This is a genomic window from Pseudarthrobacter sp. O4, from assembly GCF_050157025.1.
In the GTDB taxonomy this organism is placed as follows: Bacteria; Actinomycetota; Actinomycetes; order Actinomycetales; family Micrococcaceae; genus Arthrobacter.
In genome coordinates this window covers 4,126,191-4,147,314 of the sequence record NZ_CP189591.1, presented here as the reverse complement: position 1 = coordinate 4,147,314, position 21,124 = coordinate 4,126,191, and the positions used below count along the sequence as shown (strand labels likewise).

At 69.1% G+C, this 21,124-nt stretch carries 16 protein-coding genes; 7 read left to right on the top strand and 9 right to left on the bottom strand.

The features are described from left to right. Positions 1-16: 16 nt before the first annotated feature. The 6 genes from ACQCSU_RS19205 to argC form a co-directional block, all read right to left on the bottom strand. On the bottom strand, positions 17-553 hold the full coding sequence (locus tag ACQCSU_RS19205; protein WP_426976866.1) for an arginine repressor: 537 nt from the start codon (positions 551-553) through the stop codon (positions 17-19). Beyond that, entirely contained in the window at positions 553-1,530 is a 978-nt protein-coding gene (gene argF, locus ACQCSU_RS19200; protein WP_426976864.1) for an ornithine carbamoyltransferase, read from the bottom strand. Before argF ends, ACQCSU_RS19205 begins: the two co-directional genes overlap by 1 nt. Further along, positions 1,527-2,798, bottom strand: a complete 1,272-nt coding sequence (locus ACQCSU_RS19195; RefSeq protein WP_426976863.1) for an acetylornithine transaminase — start codon at positions 2,796-2,798, stop codon at positions 1,527-1,529. Before ACQCSU_RS19195 ends, argF begins: the two co-directional genes overlap by 4 nt. Then, a complete protein-coding gene (argB, locus tag ACQCSU_RS19190; protein WP_426976862.1) occupies positions 2,795-3,754 on the bottom strand; it encodes an acetylglutamate kinase in 960 nt (319 codons plus the stop codon). The genes ACQCSU_RS19195 and argB overlap by 4 nt, the downstream gene beginning before the upstream one ends. An 81-nt stretch (positions 3,755-3,835) precedes the next feature. After that, on the bottom strand, positions 3,836-5,002 hold the full coding sequence (argJ, locus tag ACQCSU_RS19185) for a bifunctional glutamate N-acetyltransferase/amino-acid acetyltransferase ArgJ (protein WP_426976861.1): 1,167 nt from the start codon (positions 5,000-5,002) through the stop codon (positions 3,836-3,838). Further along, positions 4,999-6,042, bottom strand: coding sequence for an N-acetyl-gamma-glutamyl-phosphate reductase (argC, locus tag ACQCSU_RS19180; protein WP_426976860.1), 1,044 nt, complete (start codon positions 6,040-6,042; stop codon positions 4,999-5,001). Before argC ends, argJ begins: the two co-directional genes overlap by 4 nt. 223 nt (positions 6,043-6,265) lie before the next feature. Here argC and ACQCSU_RS19175 point away from each other — a divergent pair, with 223 nt between their 5' ends. The 4 genes from ACQCSU_RS19175 to ACQCSU_RS19160 all read left to right on the top strand — a co-directional run bounded on the left by ACQCSU_RS19175 (position 6,266) and on the right by ACQCSU_RS19160 (position 14,039). After that, positions 6,266-7,369, top strand: a complete 1,104-nt coding sequence (locus ACQCSU_RS19175) for a fatty acid desaturase family protein (RefSeq protein ID WP_426976859.1) — start codon at positions 6,266-6,268, stop codon at positions 7,367-7,369. Between the two features lie 152 nt (positions 7,370-7,521). Then, a complete protein-coding gene (locus ACQCSU_RS19170) occupies positions 7,522-8,487 on the top strand; it encodes a quinone oxidoreductase family protein (protein ID WP_426976858.1) in 966 nt (321 codons plus the stop codon). Between the two features lie 224 nt (positions 8,488-8,711). Beyond that, a complete protein-coding gene (locus tag ACQCSU_RS19165) occupies positions 8,712-12,590 on the top strand; it encodes a Pls/PosA family non-ribosomal peptide synthetase (protein ID WP_426979860.1) in 3,879 nt (1,292 codons plus the stop codon). A gap of 81 nt (positions 12,591-12,671) precedes the next feature. Continuing rightward, entirely contained in the window at positions 12,672-14,039 is a 1,368-nt protein-coding gene (locus tag ACQCSU_RS19160) for a M1 family metallopeptidase (RefSeq protein WP_426976857.1), read from the top strand. On the opposite strand, the gene ACQCSU_RS19155 is transcribed toward ACQCSU_RS19160, so the two are convergent. From ACQCSU_RS19155 to pheS, 3 genes are read right to left on the bottom strand one after another with little or no spacing between them, the layout of a single operon-like run. Next, a complete protein-coding gene (locus tag ACQCSU_RS19155; protein ID WP_426976855.1) occupies positions 14,032-14,763 on the bottom strand; it encodes a 4'-phosphopantetheinyl transferase family protein in 732 nt (243 codons plus the stop codon). The genes ACQCSU_RS19160 and ACQCSU_RS19155 overlap by 8 nt on opposite strands. Positions 14,764-14,790: 27 nt before the next feature. Then, entirely contained in the window at positions 14,791-17,334 is a 2,544-nt protein-coding gene (gene pheT, locus ACQCSU_RS19150) for a phenylalanine--tRNA ligase subunit beta (RefSeq protein WP_426976853.1), read from the bottom strand. Positions 17,335-17,336: 2 nt separating this feature from the next. Next, entirely contained in the window at positions 17,337-18,398 is a 1,062-nt protein-coding gene (gene pheS / locus ACQCSU_RS19145) for a phenylalanine--tRNA ligase subunit alpha (protein WP_426976851.1), read from the bottom strand. A 238-nt stretch (positions 18,399-18,636) separates the two neighbouring features. Between pheS and ACQCSU_RS19140 the strand changes: the two genes are divergently transcribed. The 3 genes from ACQCSU_RS19140 to ACQCSU_RS19130 all read left to right on the top strand — a co-directional run bounded on the left by ACQCSU_RS19140 (position 18,637) and on the right by ACQCSU_RS19130 (position 21,114). After that, on the top strand, positions 18,637-19,110 hold the full coding sequence (locus ACQCSU_RS19140) for a hypothetical protein (protein WP_426976849.1): 474 nt from the start codon (positions 18,637-18,639) through the stop codon (positions 19,108-19,110). A 1-nt stretch (position 19,111) separates the two neighbouring features. After that, positions 19,112-19,750, top strand: coding sequence for an SIMPL domain-containing protein (locus ACQCSU_RS19135; RefSeq protein ID WP_426976847.1), 639 nt, complete (start codon positions 19,112-19,114; stop codon positions 19,748-19,750). A 179-nt stretch (positions 19,751-19,929) separates the two neighbouring features. Beyond that, entirely contained in the window at positions 19,930-21,114 is a 1,185-nt protein-coding gene (locus tag ACQCSU_RS19130) for an Rv2578c family radical SAM protein (protein ID WP_426976845.1), read from the top strand. The last annotated feature ends 10 nt before the right edge of the window (positions 21,115-21,124 follow it).

The following is a 21,124-nucleotide window of genomic DNA, read 5'->3' as shown; positions in this document are numbered from 1 at the left end:
CACAAAGCCGGGCAGCTTACTGGCTGGGGCCGGCTTCCTCGGCGAACTGGAGGAAGCGCGCCGCGAGGGCCGCGCCGCCGAGCGGATCGCGGGTGACCAGCAGCACGGTGTCGTCCCCGGCGATGGTGCCAAGAATCGAAGGCATCACCGAGTGGTCGATCGCGAGGGCAAGGAAATTGGCCGCGCCCGGCGGCGTCCGGAGCACCACTATATTCGCGGATGCTTCGGCGGTGACCAGCAGCTCCCCGCAGAGCCGGGACAGCCGAGCGTCGAGGATCTCCTGGGTGACGCCGCTCCTGGCCGCGCGTTCTCCGCCCTCCCCCGGCACCGCGTAGACGAGCACGCCGTCCTTGCCGCGCACCCGGACCGCGCCCAGTTCCACGAGGTCCCGGGACAGGGTGGCCTGGGTGACCTGGACGCCGTCGTCCGCCAGCAGTGCCGCCAGTTCCGCCTGCGAGCGGACCGACTCACCGGTGAGGATCGCGGTGATCCGCGCCTGCCGGGCCGTCTTGGTGGCCGGGCTGGCCCCCGGGGAGCTCGGCTGGACGGACACTAGTCGAGCCCGTCAACAACGGCCAGGCCGGAGCGGTGCATGAGCCAGGCCATCAGCGCCTTCTGGGCGTGCAGCCGGTTTTCGGCCTCGTCCCAGACCACGGACTGCGCTCCGTCGATGACCCCGGCGGCGATCTCGTAGCCCCGGTAGGCAGGCAGGCAGTGGAGCACGACGGCGTCCGGCGCCGCGAGCTTCATCGCCGCTTCATCCACGGCGTAGTCGCGGAACAGCCGCAGCCGGGCTTCCTTCTCGTCCTCCTGGCCCATCGACACCCAGGTGTCGGTGGCAACGACGTCCGCGCCCAGCAGCGCTTCGGCGGCGTCGACGGTGACCAGCACCGAGCCGCCGGTTTCCGCTGCGCGGTCCTCGGCGGCGGCGATGATCTCCGGGGACGGCAGGTAGCCCTCGGGGCCGGCGATACGCACGTGCATGCCCGCCGTGACGCCGGCGAGCAGGTAGGAGTTGGCCATGTTGTTGGCGGAGTCGCCGAGGTAGCTCATGGTGAGGCCCTTGAGCCCGCCCTTGTGTTCCTTGATGGTCAGCAGGTCGGCGAGCAGCTGGCAGGGGTGGTAGTCGTCGCAGAGTGCGTTGATCACCGGGACCTTCGAGTTTTCCGCCATGGCGACGAGTCCCGAGTGCGCGCCGGTGCGCCACACGATGGTGGAGACCATGCGCTCGAGCACCTTGGCGGTGTCCTCGACCGATTCCTTGTGGCCGATCTGCGCCTCGCCCGGGTTGATGATGAGGGCGTTGCCGCCCATGTCCGCCACGCCGGTGGCGAAGGAGACCCGGGTCCGGGTGGAGGTCTTGTCGAAGATGACAGCGACGGTCTTGCGGCCGCTGCCTTCCGCCGCAAACGGCTGCACGCTGTAGGGGGCGGCCTTCATCCGGACGGCGAGCTCGAGGACTTCGGCCTGTTCGGCGGGGCTGAGGTCCGTGTCCTTGAGGAAGTGGCGGGTGGCTGCTGTGGCGTTCACTGGGCGTCCTTTGCGGTCTGGAGGAGGGCGGGCAGCGCCGCGAGGAAGCGGTCGGCCTGGCCGGTGGTCAGGATCAGCGGCGGCGCGAGGCGGATGGTGTGCGGGCCGGGGCTGTTGACGATGAAGCCCGCCTCGAGGCCGGCCGTCACGACGGCGGGGCCGACGTCGGCGTCGAGGTCGAAGCCGATCAGCAGCCCTTCACCGCGGACTTCGGTCACGCCGTCGATCCCGGCGAGGCCCGAGCGCAGGTGCTCCCCCACGTCCCGGACGTGGGCCAGGACCTGCTGGTTTTCGAGGACATGCAGGGTGGCCAGTGCCGCGGCGGTGGCGACGGGGTTGCCGCCAAAGGTGGTGCCATGCTGGCCGGCGGACAGGAGCGAGGAGACCTCGGGCCCGAACGTGAGGAGGGCGCCGATCGGGAAGCCGCCGCCCAGGCCCTTGGCGAGCGTCACGGCGTCGGGCACTATTCCGGCGTCCTCGCTGGCGAGCCATTTGCCGGTGCGGCCGATCCCGGTCTGCACCTCGTCCAGGATCAGCAGCGCGCCGGCCGCGCTGGTAGCTTCCCGGGCCGCCTGCAGGTAGCCCGCGGGCAGCGGACGGACGCCCGCCTCGCCCTGGATCGGCTCGAGGAACACCGCGGCGACGGTGTGGTCCACTTCAGCGCGGAGCGCGTCGATGTCACCGAAGGGGATGTGCACGACGCCGGCCGGCAGCGGCGCGAACGGCGCCCGGTAGGCCTCTTTCGCGGTCAGCGCGAGGGCGCCCATGGTGCGGCCGTGGAAGGCCCCTTCGAGCGCGATGATCTTTGTCCGGGGCTGTTCCGTACCGTTCGGGCTGGCGCCCGTATTGCGGCGCGCCAGCTTGAACGCGGCCTCGACGGCCTCGGTGCCGGAGTTGGCGAAGAACACCTTCGAGCCGGCCGGGGCCTTGCTGAGTTCCAGCAGCCGTTCGGCCAAAGCGATCTGGGTGGGGCTCGTGAAGAAGTTGGAGACGTGGCCCAGGGTGGCAAGCTGGCTGGAGATCACCGAGGTGACGAAGGGGTGCGCGTGGCCCAGTGCGTTGACCGCGATCCCGCCGAGCAGATCCAGGTATTCCTTGCCGTCGGCGTCCCAGACGAGGCAGCCGGAGCCGCGGACCAGGACCCGCTGCGGGGTGCCGAAGACGCCCAGCAGCGAGGAGGAGTAGCGGGACAGCCACTGCGCGCCGGTGGCGTGGCCCTTGGTCTCGATGATTTCAGTAAGCTCTGGTGACTTTGCGATCTGGTTCATGCCTTTACTTCCTCATCCGGGACGACCTGCGTGCCGATGCCCGCGGTCGTGAAGGTTTCCAGCAGCATCGAGTGCGGCAGCCGACCGTCCACGATGTGCGCGCGTTCCACGCCGCCCTCGACGGCTTTGAGGCAGGCTTCCATCTTGGGGATCATGCCGGACTCCAGGCGCGGCAGGAGCTCGCGCAGCTCGGAGGCCGTGAGCGAGGAAATCAGCGAGGAGCGGTCCGGCCAGTTGGCGAAGAGCCCCTCGACGTCGGTCAGGATCACCAGTTTCGAAGCGCCGAGGGCTTCGGCGAGGGCCGCGGCGGCGGTGTCCGCGTTGACGTTGAGCACCTGCCCGGTGGTCTGCGCTTGTTTTGTTGCTCCGTCGCGTTTCCCGTCATCGAAGATCTCCGGGGCGACGGTGGAGATCACGGGGATCCGGCCGGCCGCGACGATGTCCAGGATGCCCTCGGGGTTCACGCCGACGACTTCGCCGACGAGCCCCAGGTCCACTTCTTCGCCGTCCACGACGGTCCCCGTGCGGACGGCGCGGAGCAGGCCGCCGTCCTCGCCGGACATGCCCACGGCGTAGGGGCCGTGCGAGTTGATCAGGCCCACGAGTTCCCGGCCGACCTGGCCGGTGAGGACCATGCGGACCACGTCCATGGCCTCGGGGGTGGTGACCCGCAGGCCGCCCTTGAACTCGGATTCGATGCCGAGCCGGCTGAGCATGGCGTTGATCTGGGGGCCACCGCCGTGCACCACGACGGGGTGGATGCCGACATGGTGAAGGAAGACGACGTCCTCGGCGAATGCGCGCCGGAGTTCATCGTTGACCATGGCGTTTCCGCCGTACTTGATCACCATGGTGCTGCCGGCAAAGCGCTGGATCCAGGGCAGTGCCTCGATCAGCGTGCCGGCCTTGCTCTGGGCATCGGACATGGATGTGGTCTCGCGTGTCTGGGTGTTCATACTGTTCGTCCTACCGTTCGTCCTACCGTTCGTCCTACCGTTCGTCCTACTGTTCGTCCTACTGTTCGTCCTTCCAGGGGGTCAGCTGGAGTAGGCGCTGTTTTCATGGACGTAGTCGTGCGTGAGGTCGTTGGTCAGGATGGTGGCTTCGGCGTCGCCGGCCTGGAGGTCGATCTCGACGAGGACCTCGCGCGGTTCCAGGTCCACGAGGTTGCGGTCATCGCCGATGCTGCCGTTGCGGCAGATCTGTACGCCGTTCATGGAAACGTTCAGCTGGTCGGGTTCAAAAACGGCATCCGTGGTGCCGACTGCCGAGAGCACGCGGCCCCAGTTGGGGTCCTTGCCGAAAATCGCGGTCTTGAACAGGTTGGAGCGGGCGACGGCGCGGCTGACGGTTTCCGCGTCCCGCTCGCTGGCCGCGTTGAAGGTCCGGATCGCGATGTCATGGCTGGCGCCCTCGGCGTCGCCGATCAGCTTGCGGGCCAGCTCGGCGCAGACCTGGGTCAGGCCCGTGCCGAAGTCGACGGCGGACGGCACGGCTCCGGACGCACCGGAGGCAAGCAGCAGCACGGTGTCGTTCGTGGACATACAGCCGTCGGAGTCCGCCCGGTCAAAGGTGACCCGGGTGGCGTCGCGGAGTACGACGTCGAGCATGTCCGGCTGGACGTCGGCGTCCGTGGTGAGGACCACCAGCATCGTGGCGAGGCCGGGAGCGAGCATGCCGGCGCCCTTGGCCATGCCGCCGATGGTGAACTGGCTCCCTGCGGCGTCCATGCCGGTGAAGACGGCCTGTTTGGACACGGAGTCCGTCGTCATGATCGCCGTGGCGGCCGCGGCTCCGCCGTCGGGGTCCAGTGCAGCCGAGGCGGCGCCGATCCCGGCAAGGATCTTCTCCATCGGGAGCTGTTCGCCGATCAGGCCGGTGGAGCAGACCACGACGTCCGTGGCGGACACGCCGAGCGCTTCGGCGGTCTTCTCCGCGGTGGTGTGCGTGTTCTGGAAGCCCTGCGGACCGGTGCAGGCGTTCGCGCCGCCGGAGTTCAGGATGACGGCGTCCACCCGGCCGTCCTTGACCACCTCGCGGGACCAGTGCACCGGGGCGGCGGCCACGCGGTTGGAGGTGAAGACGGCCGCGGCGGCCTTGGAGGGCCCGTCGTTGACAACGAGGGCCAGGTCAGGGTTGCCGGAGGCCTTGAGGCCGGCGGTGACGCCGGCGGCACGGAATCCCTGGGGGGCGGTGATGCTCACGGTGCGACTCCCTGCAGTTCGAGGCCTGCGGTTTCCGCCAGGCCGAGGGCAATGTTCATGGACTGCACGGCGCCGCCGGCGGTCCCCTTCGTCAGGTTGTCGATGGCGCACGTGATGATCACGCGGCCGGTGTGTTCGTCGAGCGCCAACTGCATCACGGCGTGATTGGATCCCTGCACCGACTTGGTGGAGGGCCACTGCCCTTCCGGGAGCAGGTGGACAAACGGCTCGTCGTCGTACGCTTCACTCCAGGCGCGGCGGAGTTCCTCAGCCGTCACACTGCGTCCTGGCTGGCGCCGGATCTTCGCGGTCGCCGTGGTGAGGATGCCGCGGCTCATGGGCGCCAGCGTGGGCGTAAAGGAGACGGTGACCGGCCCGCCGGCGGCCTTGGACAGGCCCTGTTCGATCTCCGGCGTGTGCCGGTGTCCGCCGCCCACGCCGTACGGACTCATGGAGCCCATGACCTCGGCGCCGATCAGGTTGACTTTGGCGGCCTTGCCGGCCCCGGAGGTACCGGAGGCGGAGACGATCACGACGTCGTCCGTCTGCAGGAGGCCGTTGCTGAAGCCCGGGGTGAGGGCCAGCAGGGCCGACGTCGGGTAGCAGCCGGGGACGGCGATCCGAGTGGCGCCGCGGAGCGCGTCGCGCTGGCCGGGCAGCTCCGGCAGACCGTAGGGCCAGGTTCCGGCGTGCGGGGACCCGTAGAACTTTTCCCAGGCAGCCGGATCCGCCAGGCGGTGGTCGGCGCCGGCGTCGATCACGACCGTTCCGGCAGGCAGCTGGGCCGCGATCCCGGCGGAGGCGCCGTGCGGCAGGGCCAGGAACACGACGTCGTGTCCGGACAGGTTCTCGACCGTGGTGTCCTCCAGGATGCGGCTGGCCAGACCATGGAGATGCGGCTGCAGTTCCCCTAGTCTGGAACCGGCGTTGCTATGGGCCGTGATGGCGCCGATCGTAACGTCGGGATGACCAGCGAGGAGCCGCAGGACCTCGCCGCCGGCATAACCGCTCGCCCCGGAGACGGCAACAGAAATAGTCATAGCCACCACTATACAGCAAGAGTATGCATAGGTGCCGATATTTATGCATGCGCTTGAGTGTGCCCGCTTTTCTCCTACCCGGCGTTCCGCCGAGAGCCGATCCGGTCCGGTCCGGGAGGCCAGCGAAGCCCCGGGCCGTATGCTTGGTAGAAGGGTGATCCAGACCGTGCGGTCCGAGTGTCGGATGCAGCGTTACCCGAAACAGTTACGAGGCACGCCCTAGATGACCACCACTTTCCCTGCCACTGCGACAACTTCTGTGCGCCCAAAATCGCGGGTCCGGCAGCCCAACGCCGTCGTTCTCAGCTATTCGGAACTGCTCAAGAGCGTCAAGGCCGCCGGTCTCCTGGAACGCCGTGTCGGTTTCTACGTCACCGTCTTTTCCGTGCTGGTACTGCTGATGACCGCGACCTGGTTCGGTTTCGCTTTGATCGGTGACAGCTGGTTCCAGCTCCTCATCGCGGCGGCCCTGGGCATCCTATGCACGCAGCTGAGCTTCCTGGCCCACGAGGCCGGGCACCGGCAGATCTTCGCCTCCCGCCGCGCCAACGACTGGACCGCCCGGCTGCTCGCCACCTCCGTGGCCGGCATGAGCTACTCCTGGTGGGAGCAGAAGCACGGCGCGCACCACATCCATCCGAACGTCATCTCCAAGGACCCGGACATCGCCACCGGCGCGATCGCCTTCCACGAGGAAGCCGCGGCCACCCGGCAGGGGCGGTTCTCGTTCCTGACCCGCAAACAGGGCTGGCTCTTCTTCCCGCTGCTGTTCCTAGTGGGCCTGGGGCTCCAGATCGATTCGGTCAAGTTCATCTTCCGCGGCGCCAAGGTCACGCACCGCTGGGTTGAAATCCCCATCCTCGTGGCGCGCCTGAGCCTGCTCCCGGTGCTGGCCTTCACCTTCCTGCCGCTGGGCATGGCGTTCGCGTTCATCGGCGTCCAGCTCGCAGTCTTCGGTTTCTACATGGGGGCTTCTTTTGCCCCGAACCACAAGGGCATGCCGGTCCTGCCCGCGGACAGCCGGGTGGACTTCTTCAGCCGGCAGGTCCTGACGTCCCGCAACATCTCCGGCGGCCGCTTCATGGACATCCTGCTGGGCGGCCTCAACCGCCAGGCCGAGCACCACCTCTTCCCGGACATGGCCCGCCCGCAGCTGGACAAGGCCGCCACGATCGTCCGTGAGTACTGCAAGAAGCACCAGGTTCCCTACACCGAAACCACGCTGCTGCAGTCCTACGGCATCATCGTCCGCTATCTTAATGACGTCGGGCTCGCCGCCGGGCGGCACTTCGAATGCCCGATGGCAACAGTGACGCGCCGCTACTAGGCGGCCGTACCGCTACCGGCGTCCGCGCCGCTCCACGTGTTTGCCCCGAAGTGACGGCCGTTTACCGGCCGTCACTTCGTCGTTGGCGCCGGTGTCCCTAGGATGGATCGAGGATCCGGACCAGGAAATCCCCGGCCGGAGAAGGAGACGCAATGATGCATGCAATCGTCGCCCGCCAAGCGGGGGGACCCGAGGTCCTGGAGCTGACCGAAGTGGAGCGTCCGGTACCGGGGCCCGGCCAGCTGCTGGTCAAAGTTTCCGCCGTCGGCGTGAACTTCATTGACACGTACAAGCGCAGCGGTGCGTACAAGGTGCCCTTTCCCTTCACCCCGGGCTCCGAGGCGGCCGGCACCGTCGAGGAAGTGGGCGAGGGCGTCACGGGGTTTTCCCCCGGCGACCGGGTCGCCACGGCCGAGGGCGTCAACAGCTACGCCGGCTACGCCCTGGTCGACGAGGCCAAAGCGCTGCCGGTCCCGCGCGGCGTCGACGATTTCACCGCGGCCGCCCTCCCGCTGCAGGGCATCACCGCGCACTACCTGATCAACTCCTCCTTCCGGGTCGAGCCGGGCCACACCGTACTGCTCCACGCCGGAGCCGGCGGCGTCGGCCTGCTGCTGATCCAGCTGCTCAAGGCCAAGGGCGCACGCGTCATCACCACCGTGTCCACCGACGACAAGGAGCAGCTGGCCCGCGAGGCCGGAGCCGACCATGTGCTGCGGTATGAAGACTTCTCCGCCCGGGTCCGCGAACTGACCGACGGAACCGGCGCGGATGTGGTGTACGACGGCGTCGGGAAGGACACTTTCGACGGTTCCCTCGCCGCCTTGCGCATCCGCGGCACACTGGTGCTCTTCGGTGCCGCCTCCGGCCCGGTCCCGCCCTTCGACCCGCAGCGGCTCAACGCCGGCGGCTCGCTGTCCCTGACCCGGCCCACGATCGGCCACTTCCTGCTCAACCCCCAGGAACGCCGCTGGCGCTCCGACGAGATCTTCGCGGCGGCCGCCAACGGGACCCTCAAGGTTCGGATCGGCGCCCGCTACGACCTGGCGGAGGCCGCCCAGGCCCACACGGACCTGGAGCAGCGCCGCACCACCGGCAAGGTCATCCTGGTCCCGTAGGGTCAGCAAGGATCCGGAAGGCACGCCAGGGAACATCATGCGGACAGCGCACCAACAGTGCAAGAAACGGTGGACGAACAGCAGGCAAACCCTGACCCCTGCTGTTCATCTTGCCCGGAGACAATGCCCCTGTGACTGAGCAGCAACCGCACCGCAGCGATCTTCCGCCGTCCGCCGCAGGCGCCGCCGGGCCGGTATCCGTTCGTCAGGTTCATCGGGCACAGCTGCCGGGGTCACTGGCCGGGCCACCGGAGCGGACGCTGGTCGAGATCCTGCAGGCGACCGCCTCGCTGTTCCCGGACGCCTCCGCGCTCGACGACGGCCACGAATCGCTGAGCTACGCCCAGCTTCTGGCGGCAGTCCGGGCCAGGGCGCGGGAGCTGCACCGGGCCGGCCTCGGCGCGGGAGACAAGATCGGCGTCCGGATTCCGTCCGGCACCAACCAGCTCTACATTGCCATCCTGGCCGTGCTCCTGGTCGGGGCAGCCTACGTTCCGGTGGACGCGGACGACCCACACGAACGGGCCAAACTGGTGTTCGGTGAGGCGGCGGTGGCCGGAATATTGCGCGCCGGTGGACAGAATGTGGCGGACCCCCGGCGGACCCGGCCCTTTCCCGCCCAGAGGCTTCCCGGCCCGGACGACGACGCCTGGGTGATCTTCACCTCCGGCTCCACCGGAACACCCAAAGGCGTCGCCGTGCAGCACCGCTCCGCGGCGGCCTTCGTCGACGCCGAGGCCAGGATCTTCCTGCAGGACGATCCGATCGGCCCGCAGGACCGGGTCCTGGCCGGCCTGTCGGTCGCCTTCGACGCCTCCTGCGAGGAAATGTGGCTGGCCTGGCGCCACGGTGCGTGCCTCGTCCCGGCTCCCCGTGCCCTGGTCCGGACCGGTATGGACCTCGGACCGTGGCTGATCAGCCACGGCATCACGGTGGTCTCAACGGTGCCCACCTTGGCCGCCCTCTGGCCGGTCGAATCCCTTGAGAGCGTCCGGCTGCTGATTTTCGGCGGTGAAGCGTGCCCGCCGGAACTCGCGGACCGGCTCGCCGTCGAGGGCCGCGAGGTCTGGAACACCTACGGCCCCACCGAGGCCACCGTCGTGGCCTGCGCTGCACCGCTCGGCGGCCCGGGGCCGATCAGGATCGGGCTGCCGCTCGACGGCTGGGACCTCGCCGTCGTCGGCGCCAACAGCCTCCCCGTCGCCGAAGGCGAGGTGGGCGAGCTGATCATCGGCGGCGTCGGGCTGGCCCGCTACCTGGACCCGGCGAAGGACGCCGAAAAATACGCCCCGATGCCCTCCCTCGGCTGGGAGCGGGCCTACCGCTCGGGGGATCTGGTCCGCTACGAAGCCGCCGGGCTGATCTTCCAAGGCCGTGCCGACGAGCAGGTCAAGCTCGGCGGACGCCGGATCGAACTCGGCGAAATCGACGCTGCGCTGCAGGCCCTTCCCGATGTTGCCGGCGCGGCCGCCGCGGTGCAGACCACGGCCGCGGGCAACCAGATCCTTGTCGGCTATCTCGCCCCGGCCGCGGGCAAGCAGCTTGATCTGGCAGCCGCGAGGGAGCTGCTCGGCGCGAGCCTGCCGGCCCCGCTGATCCCCCTGCTCACGCTCGTTGACTCGCTTCCCACCAAGACCAGCGGCAAGGTCAACCGGCACGCCCTGCCCTGGCCGCTTGCCGGCGCCGGTGCCGCTGATGCGGCGAAGGCGCCACTGAACCTTCCCGACGACGCCCAATGGATCGTGGCGCAGTGGACCGCGGTGCTGGGCAGCGGCGTCGCCGACCTCGACGCCGATTTCTTCGCCTACGGCGGCGGTTCCCTCGCGGCCGCGCAGCTCGTCTCGGCCTTGCGCGTGCGCTACCCCACCATCACGGTGGCCGACATCTACGCGACCCCGCGGCTCGGCGCGCTCGTGGATGCCGCCCGCCAGTCGCTTCCCGAAGGCGGCGCCGGGCCCGCCCCGGAACGCACCGTCCGCCCCACCGCCCGCAAGTCGCAGATCTTCCAGACCCTGATGGGTGTCCCGCTGCACGTCCTTGTGGGCATGCGCTGGCTGAGCTACCTGATGGCGGCGAACAACCTGCTCTCCGCCCTTGCCGGTTTCAGCGCCGCCCCCACGGTGTCCTGGTGGTGGGTGGGCGCCTCGTGGCTGGTGTTCGTCAGCCCCCCGGGCCGGATGCTGATCTCCGTGGCCGCCGCCCGCCTGCTGCTCCGAACGGTAACGCCGGGAACGTATCCCCGCTCCGGCCGCGTGCATCTGCGCCTCTGGCTCGCCGAGCAGATCCAAGACCTCGCCGGCGCCATCAGCCTGGCGAGTGCCCCGTGGGTGCCCTACTACGCCAGGGCGCTCGGGGCGAAGATCGGGTTTAACGTCCAGCTCCACTCGCTCCCGCCCGTCACCGGCCTGCTCTCCCTCGGCAGCGGCTGCAACGTCGAGCCTGAAGTTGACCTCTCGGGCTGGTGGATCGACGGCGACCGGGTCCACATCGGCGCCATCCACATCGGCGCCGGCGCAACAATCGGCGCACGAAGCACCCTGATGCCGGGAGCCATGATCGGCGCCGGGGCCCAGGTGGAGCCGGGCTCGGCCGTGCTGGGCAAGGTGAAGGCCGGCCAGCTCGTGGCGGGATCCCCCGCGGGACGGCGTGGCAAAGCCAGGCACTCCTGGCCGGAGCATCCCCTGATCGGCCGGCTCTGGTTTGCCGGCTTCGCTGCCGCGTCAGCGGTGCTGGCCCTGATCCCCCTGCTGTCCGCGGCGGTCGCCGCCCTGGTGATGTTCCTCTTCATCCGCGGCAGCGCATCCCTCTCCGCCGCACTGCCCCAACTTCTGCTGTCCCTCCCGCTGGCCGCGCTGGTCTGGTTCCTGGCCAACCTGGTGCTGATCCTCCTCACCACCCGTCTCCTCGGCGTGGGGCTGGCAGAAGGCTATTACCGGGTGGGCAGCCGGATCGGCTGGCAGGTCTGGGCCACCGAACGCGTGCTGGACCTGGCCCGCGACTTGCTGTTCCCGATCTATGCCAGCCTCTTCACCCCGGTCTGGCTGCGCCTGCTGGGCGCCAAAATCGGCAGGAATGTCGAGGCCTCCACGGTCCTGCTGATCCCCAAGATGACCACCGTGGGCGAAGGCGCCTTCCTCGCCGACGACACCCTGGTGGCGTCCTACGAGCTCGACGGCGGCTGGCTGAGGATTGCCCCGGCCAAGATCGGCAAGCGTTCCTTCCTGGGGAATTCCGGCATGACGGGCGCGGGCCGCAACGTGCCCAAGAACTCCCTCATCGCGGTGCTTTCGGCGACGCCGGCGAAGGCCAAATCCGGGACCTCGTGGCTGGGCAGCCCGCCGGTCAGGCTGCGGCGCACCGCGATCGCCTCCGACGACACCCGGACCTACCAGCCGCCGCTGAGGCTCAAGCTTGCCCGCGCCCTGTGGGAGCTGGGCCGCTTCGTGCCGGTGGTGGCGACCGTGGCGATCGCCGCCGGGGTCCTTCTCGCCCTTGACTGGCTGGCCACGACGTTCAACTACGGGGTGGCCGCGGCACTGGGCGGCGTCGTGGTCCTGCTGGCCGGCGCCGTGGCCGCGGGCAGCGCCGTGGTGGCTAAATGGGTCCTGGTCGGGCGGATCCATCCGGGCGAGCATCCCCTGTGGAGCTCCTTCATCTGGCGCAACGAGGTAGTAGACACCTTCATCGAGATGGTCAGTGCCCCCTGGTTTGCCCGCGCGGCCACCGGGACGCCGGCACTGGTCTGGTGGCTCCGCGCCCTCGGCGCGAAGATCGGCGCCGGCACCTGGTGCGAAAGCTACTGGCTCCCCGAAGCGGACCTCGTGACCCTGGGCCGGAACTCCACCGTCAACCGCGGCTGCGTCGTCCAGACCCATCTGTTCCACGACCGTGTGATGAGCATCGACACTGTTACGCTCGAAGACGGAGCAACCATTGGACCGCACGGGGTCATCCTCCCCCAGGCACGGATCGGCGCCGGCGGCACGGTGGGGCCGGCGTCCCTCGTGATGCGGGGTGAAACGGTGCCGGCCGCGACGTACTGGATGGGAAATCCCGTCAGCCCCTGGGGTGGACCGGGCCAGCCGGCCCACAAGCCCAGGTAGCCACGCTCCGCAAGGCCAGTCCCCGCACCCGCAATCCCGAAGGCCCGCTCCGATGACCCCCAGTCGCATGAATCCCAGCGTATGAGTTCCAGCACAGCTGCCGGCACCGGGCGTGCCCTGCCCTCGGAAGAGGAAGCGGGGGCGCCGGATCCCTACCTGCCGGGCCACGGCACCAACGCGTACCGCGTCACGCGCTATGAACTCCAACTGGACTACAGGCTCAGCAGCAACCGCCTGAACGGACGCGCTGTCCTGCACGCGGTCGCGCAGTATCCTGCCTCGGCCATCGTGCTGGATCTGACCGGGCTGCGGGCCACCAAGGTGCAGCTCAGCGGCCGGAAGGTGCGCAAGTTCAGCCAGCGCGCCGATCAGCTCGTCGTCGTCCCGGATGCTGCCCTGCTGCCAGGCGAGCAATTCACCCTGGACATCCGGTACGAAGGGAACCCGGTCCCCCGCCGCGGCCTCTGGGGCGAAGTGGGCTGGGAGGAACTCACCGACGGGGCGCTCGTGGCCGGTCAGCCCAACGGCGCGGCCTCCTGGTTCCCCTGCAACGATCACCCGCGGGACAAAGCCAGCTACCGGATGACCGTGACCACGGACGCCAACTACAGGGCCGTGTGCAATGGGGTGCTGCTCTCGCACAGCAGCCGGTCCAGCCGCGAAACCTGGGTCTACGAGCAATCCGAGCCCATGTCCACCTACCTCGCGACGGTCCAGATCGGCCGCTATGAGCTCGTGGCCCTCAATCCATCCCACGCGGCCGGACTGGTGCCGCAGTTCGTGGCAGTGCCGCCGGACCTGGCGGGCGCTGCCCGCGAGGGCCTGGCGCGCCAGCCGGAGATGATGCGCACGTTCACGAACTGCTTCGGACCCTATCCGTTCCCGGCGTACACGGTGGTGGTGACGGAGGACGAGCTGGAGATTCCGCTCGAGGCACAGACCCTTTCCATCCTGGGCCGCAACCATCTGGGCCTGGAGTGGGAGTCCCAGCGGATGATGGCCCATGAGCTCTCGCACCAGTGGTTCGGGAATTCGTTGACGGCCGCGTCCTGGAAGGACATCTGGCTGCATGAGGGATTCGCCTGCTATGCGGAATGGATCTGGTCCGAGGAAGCCGGCGTCCTGCCGCTCGCGGACCGCGCCGCGGCCGCCTGGCGGAGGCTCGACGCCGGCAGCCAGGATCTGCTGGTGGGTGACCCGGGGCCGGAACTGATGTTTGATGACCGTGTCTACAAGCGCGGCGCCCTCGCGCTGCACGCGTTGCGGCTGCGCTGCGGCGACCTGGCCTTCTTCGCGCTGCTGCACGACTGGGCCGACCGCAACCGCCACGGCTCCGTGTCAACAGCCCAGTTCATCCTCGCCGCGGATCGGGCGACCGGCCTGGACACCGAGGCCCTGCTGCACCCCTGGCTGTACGAGGAGGCACTCCCGCCGCTGCCGGTCAGTTAGGGCGTCGGTCTGGCGCCGAGAATCTGGTGCCGAGCGAAAGCGCGACGGCTGCGGCGAGGTCCTGGGGCATGCCCGTCTCCGCCGGAGCGAGGTCCCGGAGTCCGGCACGGTGCAACACCTCGAGGGTGTCCGGGGCTGTCCGAAGCCCGTCGCCGGTCATCTTCAGCCAGGCTTCCTTCCGGGCCCAGAACCGCGCACGTTCGCGCGGCAGTGCCCGGGCCGGACGTCCCTGCAGCTCCCGGCGTTCCGCCGGAGCCAGCGCGACGTCGTCGAAACCGGCGAAATCCGTCCGTGCGGGATCCTCGACGTCCACACCAAGCCGCAGGCCCGGTTCCGGATGAACCACGGCTGCCAGCAGCGTCCACCCCGAGCTCCGGGACAGGCTCAGCAGCAGCGGGGCGGCGGTGCTCCTGGCACCCGGACCGGTCACAGAGTAGCCGGGCCGGCCGTGTGAGATGTGGGCCCCGGTCCCGCAGCGGGGACAGCTGTAGTCCACGGTCAGCTTGGAGGGCGGCACCTCCAGCAGCTCGGCGGCGAAGCGCCGCTGTGCCAGCCGGCCGGCCACGAAAGCTGCCCTCGGGCCAGGCATCATGGCGTCGGCACGCCCTCGTTCGACGGCGTCCAGCAGCTCCTGCGCGTCGCGTTCCTGTCCTCCCGGCTGCCCTTCGGAGTGGCCGGAACGGCCGAAGGGAGGACAGGAACGCACGACGAGCAGTGGCGGCATCGGCAGATTCCCGGGATGGTCAGTGCGTCAGCGCTGGACCGCTCCGAAGCGCTCGTGGGCAACGGCCACGGCGCTTTCGCGGGCCGCGGACGCCTCGTCCGCTGTCAGCGTGCGGTCCTCGGCCCGGAACCGCAGGCTGAACGCCAGCGACTTCTTGCCGTCCTCGATGCCCTTGCCCGCGTACACGTCGAAAAGTGCGACGTCTTCGAGCAGTTCGCCGGCACCATCGCGCAGGGCGGCGAGCACCTCTTCGGCCGGAACCTCCTGCGGCACCACGAGGGCGACGTCCTGGCTGGCCACGGGGTAGGTGGAGATGTGCCTGGCGACGATCACGTCCGCGGCGGCCTCGAAGAGGGCATCCGCGTTGAACTCGAGCGCCACCGAGCGCGCGGGCATGTCATGCGCGGCCAGCAGCTTCGGGTGCAGTTCGCCGGCGTAGCCCAGGACTTCGCCGGTGCGGAGCGCCAGCTGCGCGGCCCGTCCCGGGTGGAAGGCCTGGTGTTGGCCCTGGCTGATGACGATCTCGACGCCAAGCACGTCGCCGGCGAGCCGGGCGATGTCCAGTGCGTCCGCCCAGTCCCAGGCTCGGGGCGTGTGGCCCGCCGCGGCGGGTGAATCGTGGCCGGTCAGCACGGCGGCGAGATACAGCGGCTGGTCCGGGACGCCGTCGTACAGGGCATCCAGCACCTCGTCGGCCGGCTTGGCGCCCAGCGGCGGGATCGTGGCGGTGCCGAGCGTGTCACCGGGCAGGAACACGAGCCCGGCCTCGAACAGCGCCAGGTCGCGGAAGCCGCGGGAGTGGTTGCGCTTGGCCACCTCGATCAGGCCCGGCAGGATCGAGGTCCGCAGGTAGCCCTGCTCCTCGCTGATCGGGTTGGCCAGCTTGAGCGCCTTGCGCGGCGTTCCCTCCATGGGTATGCCGAAGGTGTCGTTGGCGGCCTTGGAGACGAACGGGTACGCGAGGACCTCGGTGAGGCCGGAGGCGGCCAGGGACTGGACCAGGCGCCGGCGCTGCTGCTGGACGCGGGTCAGTCCGCGGCCCGGAGGCGCCACCGGAAGGCTCGCGGGGATCTTGTCGTAACCGACCAGCCGCGCGATCTCCTCGGTGAGGTCTTCCTTGGTTTCCAGGTCGTTGCGCCAGCTCGGGGCGGTGACCATCCAGCCGTCGTCGGTTTTCACCACGACGGCACCCAGGTCCTCGAGCGAGGTGACAATCTGCTCTTCGCCGAAGTCAATGCCGATCCGGGCGGCGGCAAAGCCGGCCGGAAGGGCGATGGTCACGGCGTCCGGCGCGGTTCCGACGTCGGTCCCGGCCTCGTCGGCCTTGCCCCCGGCAAGTTCCACCAGGAGGTCGACAACGCGCTGGGCTGCAACGTTGGCGACGTGCCAGTCGACGCCGCGTTCAAAGCGTTTGGAGGCCTCGGACGGGAGCTTGTGCCGGCGGCGGGAGCGTCCGATGGAGACTTCGTCGAAGTGCGCCGCCTCGACCAGGACGTTCGACGTCGAATCGCTGACCTCGGTGGCGGCGCCGCCCATCACGCCGGCGATGCCGATCGCGCCGGAGCCGTCCGTGATCAGGAGGTCCTCGACGTCGAGCGCGCGCTCCTTGTCGTCCAGGGTGGTGATCTTCTCCCCCGCCACGGCGCGGCGGACCACGATGTCGCCGGACAGCGCGTCCAGGTCGTAGCAGTGCGTGGGCTGGCCAAGTTCCAGCATGACGTAGTTCGAGATGTCCACCGGAAGGGAGATGGAGCGGATGCCGGCAAGACGCAGCCGGGACGTCATCCACGGGGGCGTCGGCTTTGTGGCCTCGACGCCGCGGACGGTCCTGGCCACGAAGCGGTCGCAGCCGGGCTTGCCGTAGATGGGCGCGTCGTCATTGAGCTTGACGCCGTAGCCTCCGGCAAGTTCCGCGGGTGCCGAGACCTTGGACGCAGGGTCAGTGAAGGACGTGCCGGTGGCGTGCGCGTATTCGCGGGCGACGCCGCGGATCGAGAACGCGTAGCCGCGGTCCGGGGTGACGTTGATCTCGGCGGCCTCGTCATGAAGGCCCAGGAGCTCCATGGCGTCGGTGCCGATTTCCGGATCGAGTCCGATCCTTGCGAGCACCAGGATGCCGTCGTGGTCCTCGCCGATGCCGAGTTCGCGCACGGAGGCGATCATGCCCGCGGACAGGTGGCCGTAGGTTTTCCGCGCCGAAATGTGGAAGTCGCCGGGCAGCACGGCGCCGGGAAGGGTGACGACTACTTTGTCCCCCTCCACGAAGTTGTGGGCGCCACAGATGATGCCCTGCACGCCGGAGGGGTCGATGCCGTCGCCCGTGAGGGTCTGCTGCTGGCCTTCGGGGACAACCCGGACCTGGCACCAGTTGATGGTCTTGCCGTTGGTCTGGGGCTCCTTGACGATGCTCAGCACCTGGCCCACCACGATGGGGCCCTGGAGGGTGTCCGTGGGGCGGTGGACCGCTTCTTCTTCAAAACCGACCTTGACGAGTTCGGCCATGACGTCTTCGGCCGTTGCTCCGGCCGGTACCTGCGCGAATTCACGCAGCCAGGAAAGTGGGATACGCACTGTTAGATCTCCATCCCGAAGTGCTCGCTGAAACGTACGTCGCCTTCGATCATGTCTCGCATGTCGCCCACCTCGTTGCGGAACATAAGCGCCCGCTCAATGCCCATGCCGAAGGCAAAACCTGAATAGATGTCCGGATCGATGCCGGCGGCGCGGAGCACGTTGGGGTTGACCATGCCGCAGCCGCCCCATTCGATCCAGCGCGGGCCGCCCTTGGCGCCGGGGTGCCAGATGTCCAGCTCCGCGGAGGGCTCGGTGAACGGGAAGTAGTTGGGGCGCAGCCGGATCTGGGCCTCGGCGCCGAACATCTGCCGGGTGAAGTGCTCCAGGGTGCCCAGGAGGTCCGCCATGCTGAGCTTCTTGTCGATGGCGAGGCCCTCGAACTGGTGGAAGACCGGGGTGTGCGTCGCGTCCAGCTCATCCGTGCGGAACACCTTGCCGGGGCACAGCACGTAGATGGGCACTTCGCGTTCCAGCATCGAGCGGACCTGCACCGGGGAGGTGTGCGTGCGCATCAGCAGGTGCGCCTCGGGCGGCTCGACGAAGAAGGTGTCCTGCATTTCGCGGGCCGGGTGGTCCGGCTTGAAGTTCAGCGCGTCGAAGTTGAACCACTCGGACTCGACCTCGGGGCCTTCGGCGATCTCCCAGCCCATGCCGACGAAGATGTCCGCCACCCGTTCCTGCAGGGTGGACAGCGGATGCCGGGCACCGGCACGACGGCGGCGCGGAGCCGCCGTGACGTCGACCGTCTCCTCGACAAGGATCCGCGCGTCGTTCTCGGCTTCGAGTTCGGCAGTGCGGTCCGCGAGCGCCTTGTTGACGCGTCCGCGGGAGGCCCCCATGAGCTTGCCGGCGGTGGCCTTCTGGTCCTTCGGCAGTCCGCCGATCTCACGGTTGGCGAGGCTCAGGGCGGACTTTTCGCCGGTGTGCGCAAGACGCACGGCCTTGAGTTCATCGAGCGTGGAGGCGGCGGCTATGGCGGCAACGGCCTGGTCTACGGCGGCAGTGATGGCGGCTTCATCCAGAGGATTCGGGATGGCGGCGCCCGGCAGAGTTTCAGTCATCTACTGTTCTTAGCTACGAGTCGGTTCATGCCAACAGCTCGGAGCCATGAACAGTGTCATGACACCGGGCTTTGACAAAGGGCACTAACAAAGGGCAGGCACGCCGAAATCGCTCCGGCGGGCACTCGTCTCCAGTCTAGTTGACTGCACCGGCGGGCCCGAACGTGACGGAGCCGCCCTCTCCCTGGACTGCACAGATCCCTGACCGGCGGGGATCCCCCCGGACTAGCATGGCCTCATGACGTCCGGACAACGGCTGCGGCAGATCGCGAACGTGCTGAATGCTTCGACCCCGCTGGGGTTGCTCCTCGCTGCCTGTGCCCGCACCCCCGTCCGCCGCGGACCCCGCGGCCTGCTGATCGCCACCGGCTACCGCTGGCGGCTGCCCTTCGCCGGCGCGTTCACGGTCGGCAATGTGGTGCTGTTCCGCGCCGGACCGGACGAGGCCCTCGGCAATCAGGTTCTGCTGGGCCACGAGGAGCGTCACAGCACCCAGTACGCCTGGTGCCTCGGTGTGCCCTTCCTGCCGCTGTATTTTCTCGCGGCGGGCTGGTCGCTCTGGCGGACCGGCAACTCCGGCTCCGGCAATGTCTTCGAGCGGCACGCCGGGCTGCAGGCCGGCGGCTATCCGGAGCCGGGATCCGCGGAGGTAGGCCCCTCACAGACCACCGGCACCCCGGGATCCCCGGCCCCCGAGCGGAACGAGGCATGACATGACGGACAGCCCCAGGACCATTTCAGTCACAGGCTCCGGCAGCGCGGAGGCCGAGCCGGATCTGCTGACCCTCTCGATCGGCGTCGAGTGCCGCCGGGAAAACGTCGGCGCTGCCTACGGCGACGCCGGAGGGGCCTCGGCCGCGATCACGGCCGTGCTCCGCGAACACGGCATCCAGGACAGGGACATCACCACCTCGGGGCTCAATGTCCGCGCCGAGCTCAACTGGCAGGAGGGCCGTGGGCAGACGGTGTCCGGCTACCTGGCCTCCAGCATGCTGAGTGTCCGGATCCGCGAGCTGGCAGCGTCCTCGGAGATCATCGCCGCGGCCGTCGCGGCCGGCGGCAACGACGTCCGGCTCAACGGGCTGGAGCTCGGCTTCGCGGATCCCGCCGCCGTCGCCGTCCGAGCCCGGGAAGCCGCATGGGCCGACGCCCTCGTCACGGCCGGGCACTTCGCGTCCCTCGCCGGCGCCGCACTGGGCAAGGTGGTCTCTGTTGCCCAGCAGTCCGGTTTCCCGGCGCCCATTCCGGTGGCCGGGATACAGCGCGCCGTCGCGGTGGAATCGCTCGCCGTGGAAGCCGGCGAGTCCAGCGTCAGCGCCAAGGTGGGTGTGGTCTGGGAACTGCTCGACTGATTTCCGGATGGCGGTCCGCCGCTCGTCGGCGCACTGGTGGCGGGTTGCGGAGTGAAGCCCGCCGGCGGCAAGCTTCAGGTCCGCCGTGGTGGCCAGCGCGGTGCGGACGGTGACGGCGAGCGCCCGAACCACCCGGCGGGAGGCTTGACTTAAACTCGAACATACATTCGAATGTAGGCATGAGATGGGACGCACAAGCACTCAGCCCTGCCGTCAATAAAGCGACTGGCAACAAAGCGCCTGGCAACGGAGCACCCGGAGCGCCCCGTGGAAGCAGTGGATCCCCGGCCGCCCCAGCCGCCGATGCACTGCTCCCGCTGCTCGGTCTTGTGCGTTCCGTTTCAACCCCTGAGTTTGCCGGGGTCACTTTCCATGAGGTCACCGCCAAATCGGTGCTCAACAAGGTGGTCGCCGGTTCCCGCATGCCGTTCGAGTGGACCATCAACCCGTACCGCGGCTGCAGCCACGCCTGCGTCTACTGTTTCGCCCGCAAGAGCCACACCTACCTGGACTTCGACGCCGGTCTGGACTTTGACAGCCAGGTGGTGGTCAAGATCAACGCCGCGGAGGTCCTGCGCAAGGAGCTGGCGAAGCCCTCGTGGGGACGGCAGCATGTCGCCCTGGGCACCAACACCGATCCGTACCAGCGGGCCGAGGGCCGCTACCAGCTGATGCCGGGCATCATTGGCGCGCTCGCCGATTCCGGCACTCCCCTGTCCATCCTGACCAAGGGCACCCTCCTCGCCCGGGACATCCCGCTCCTGAAGCACGCCGCGGCCCAGGTCCCCGTTGGGGTGGGCATCTCGCTCGCGATGACCGATGAGCGGCTCTCAGAAGCCGTGGAGCCTGGCACGCCTGGTCCCCGGGCTCGGCTCAAGCTGGTCTCCCGGCTGCGGGAGGCCGGCCTGCCGTGCGGGGTCATGGCCATGCCCATCCTGCCGTGGCTCTCGGACAGCGACGAGGCCCTGGATTCCCTTTTCGGTTCCCTCGCGGCGGCCGGCGCCACCGGCGTCACGGCCGGTGCCCTGTACCTCAAGCCCGGAACGCGTGAATGGTTCATGCAGTGGCTTGCGAGGGAGCACCCCCAGCTCGCCGGCAAATACCGGCGCCTGTACGGCAGCGGCTCCTATGCCTCGAAGGAGTACCGCGTCTGGCTGGCCGGACGCATCCGTTACTTCAAGGCCCGGCATGGCTTTTCCGGCTCGCAGGGCTTCAGCCACCGGGAGCTCAACGGTGATGCCAATGACTTGGATCCCCGGGAGGAAGAGGCCCAATATCCGGCCGGCAGCATCCCCGGGACGGCCGGCCACTCCGGCCGGCATGGAAGCCCGGCAGAGCAAGCCGTGCAGCCCTCGTTGTTCTGAAGACGTCCGG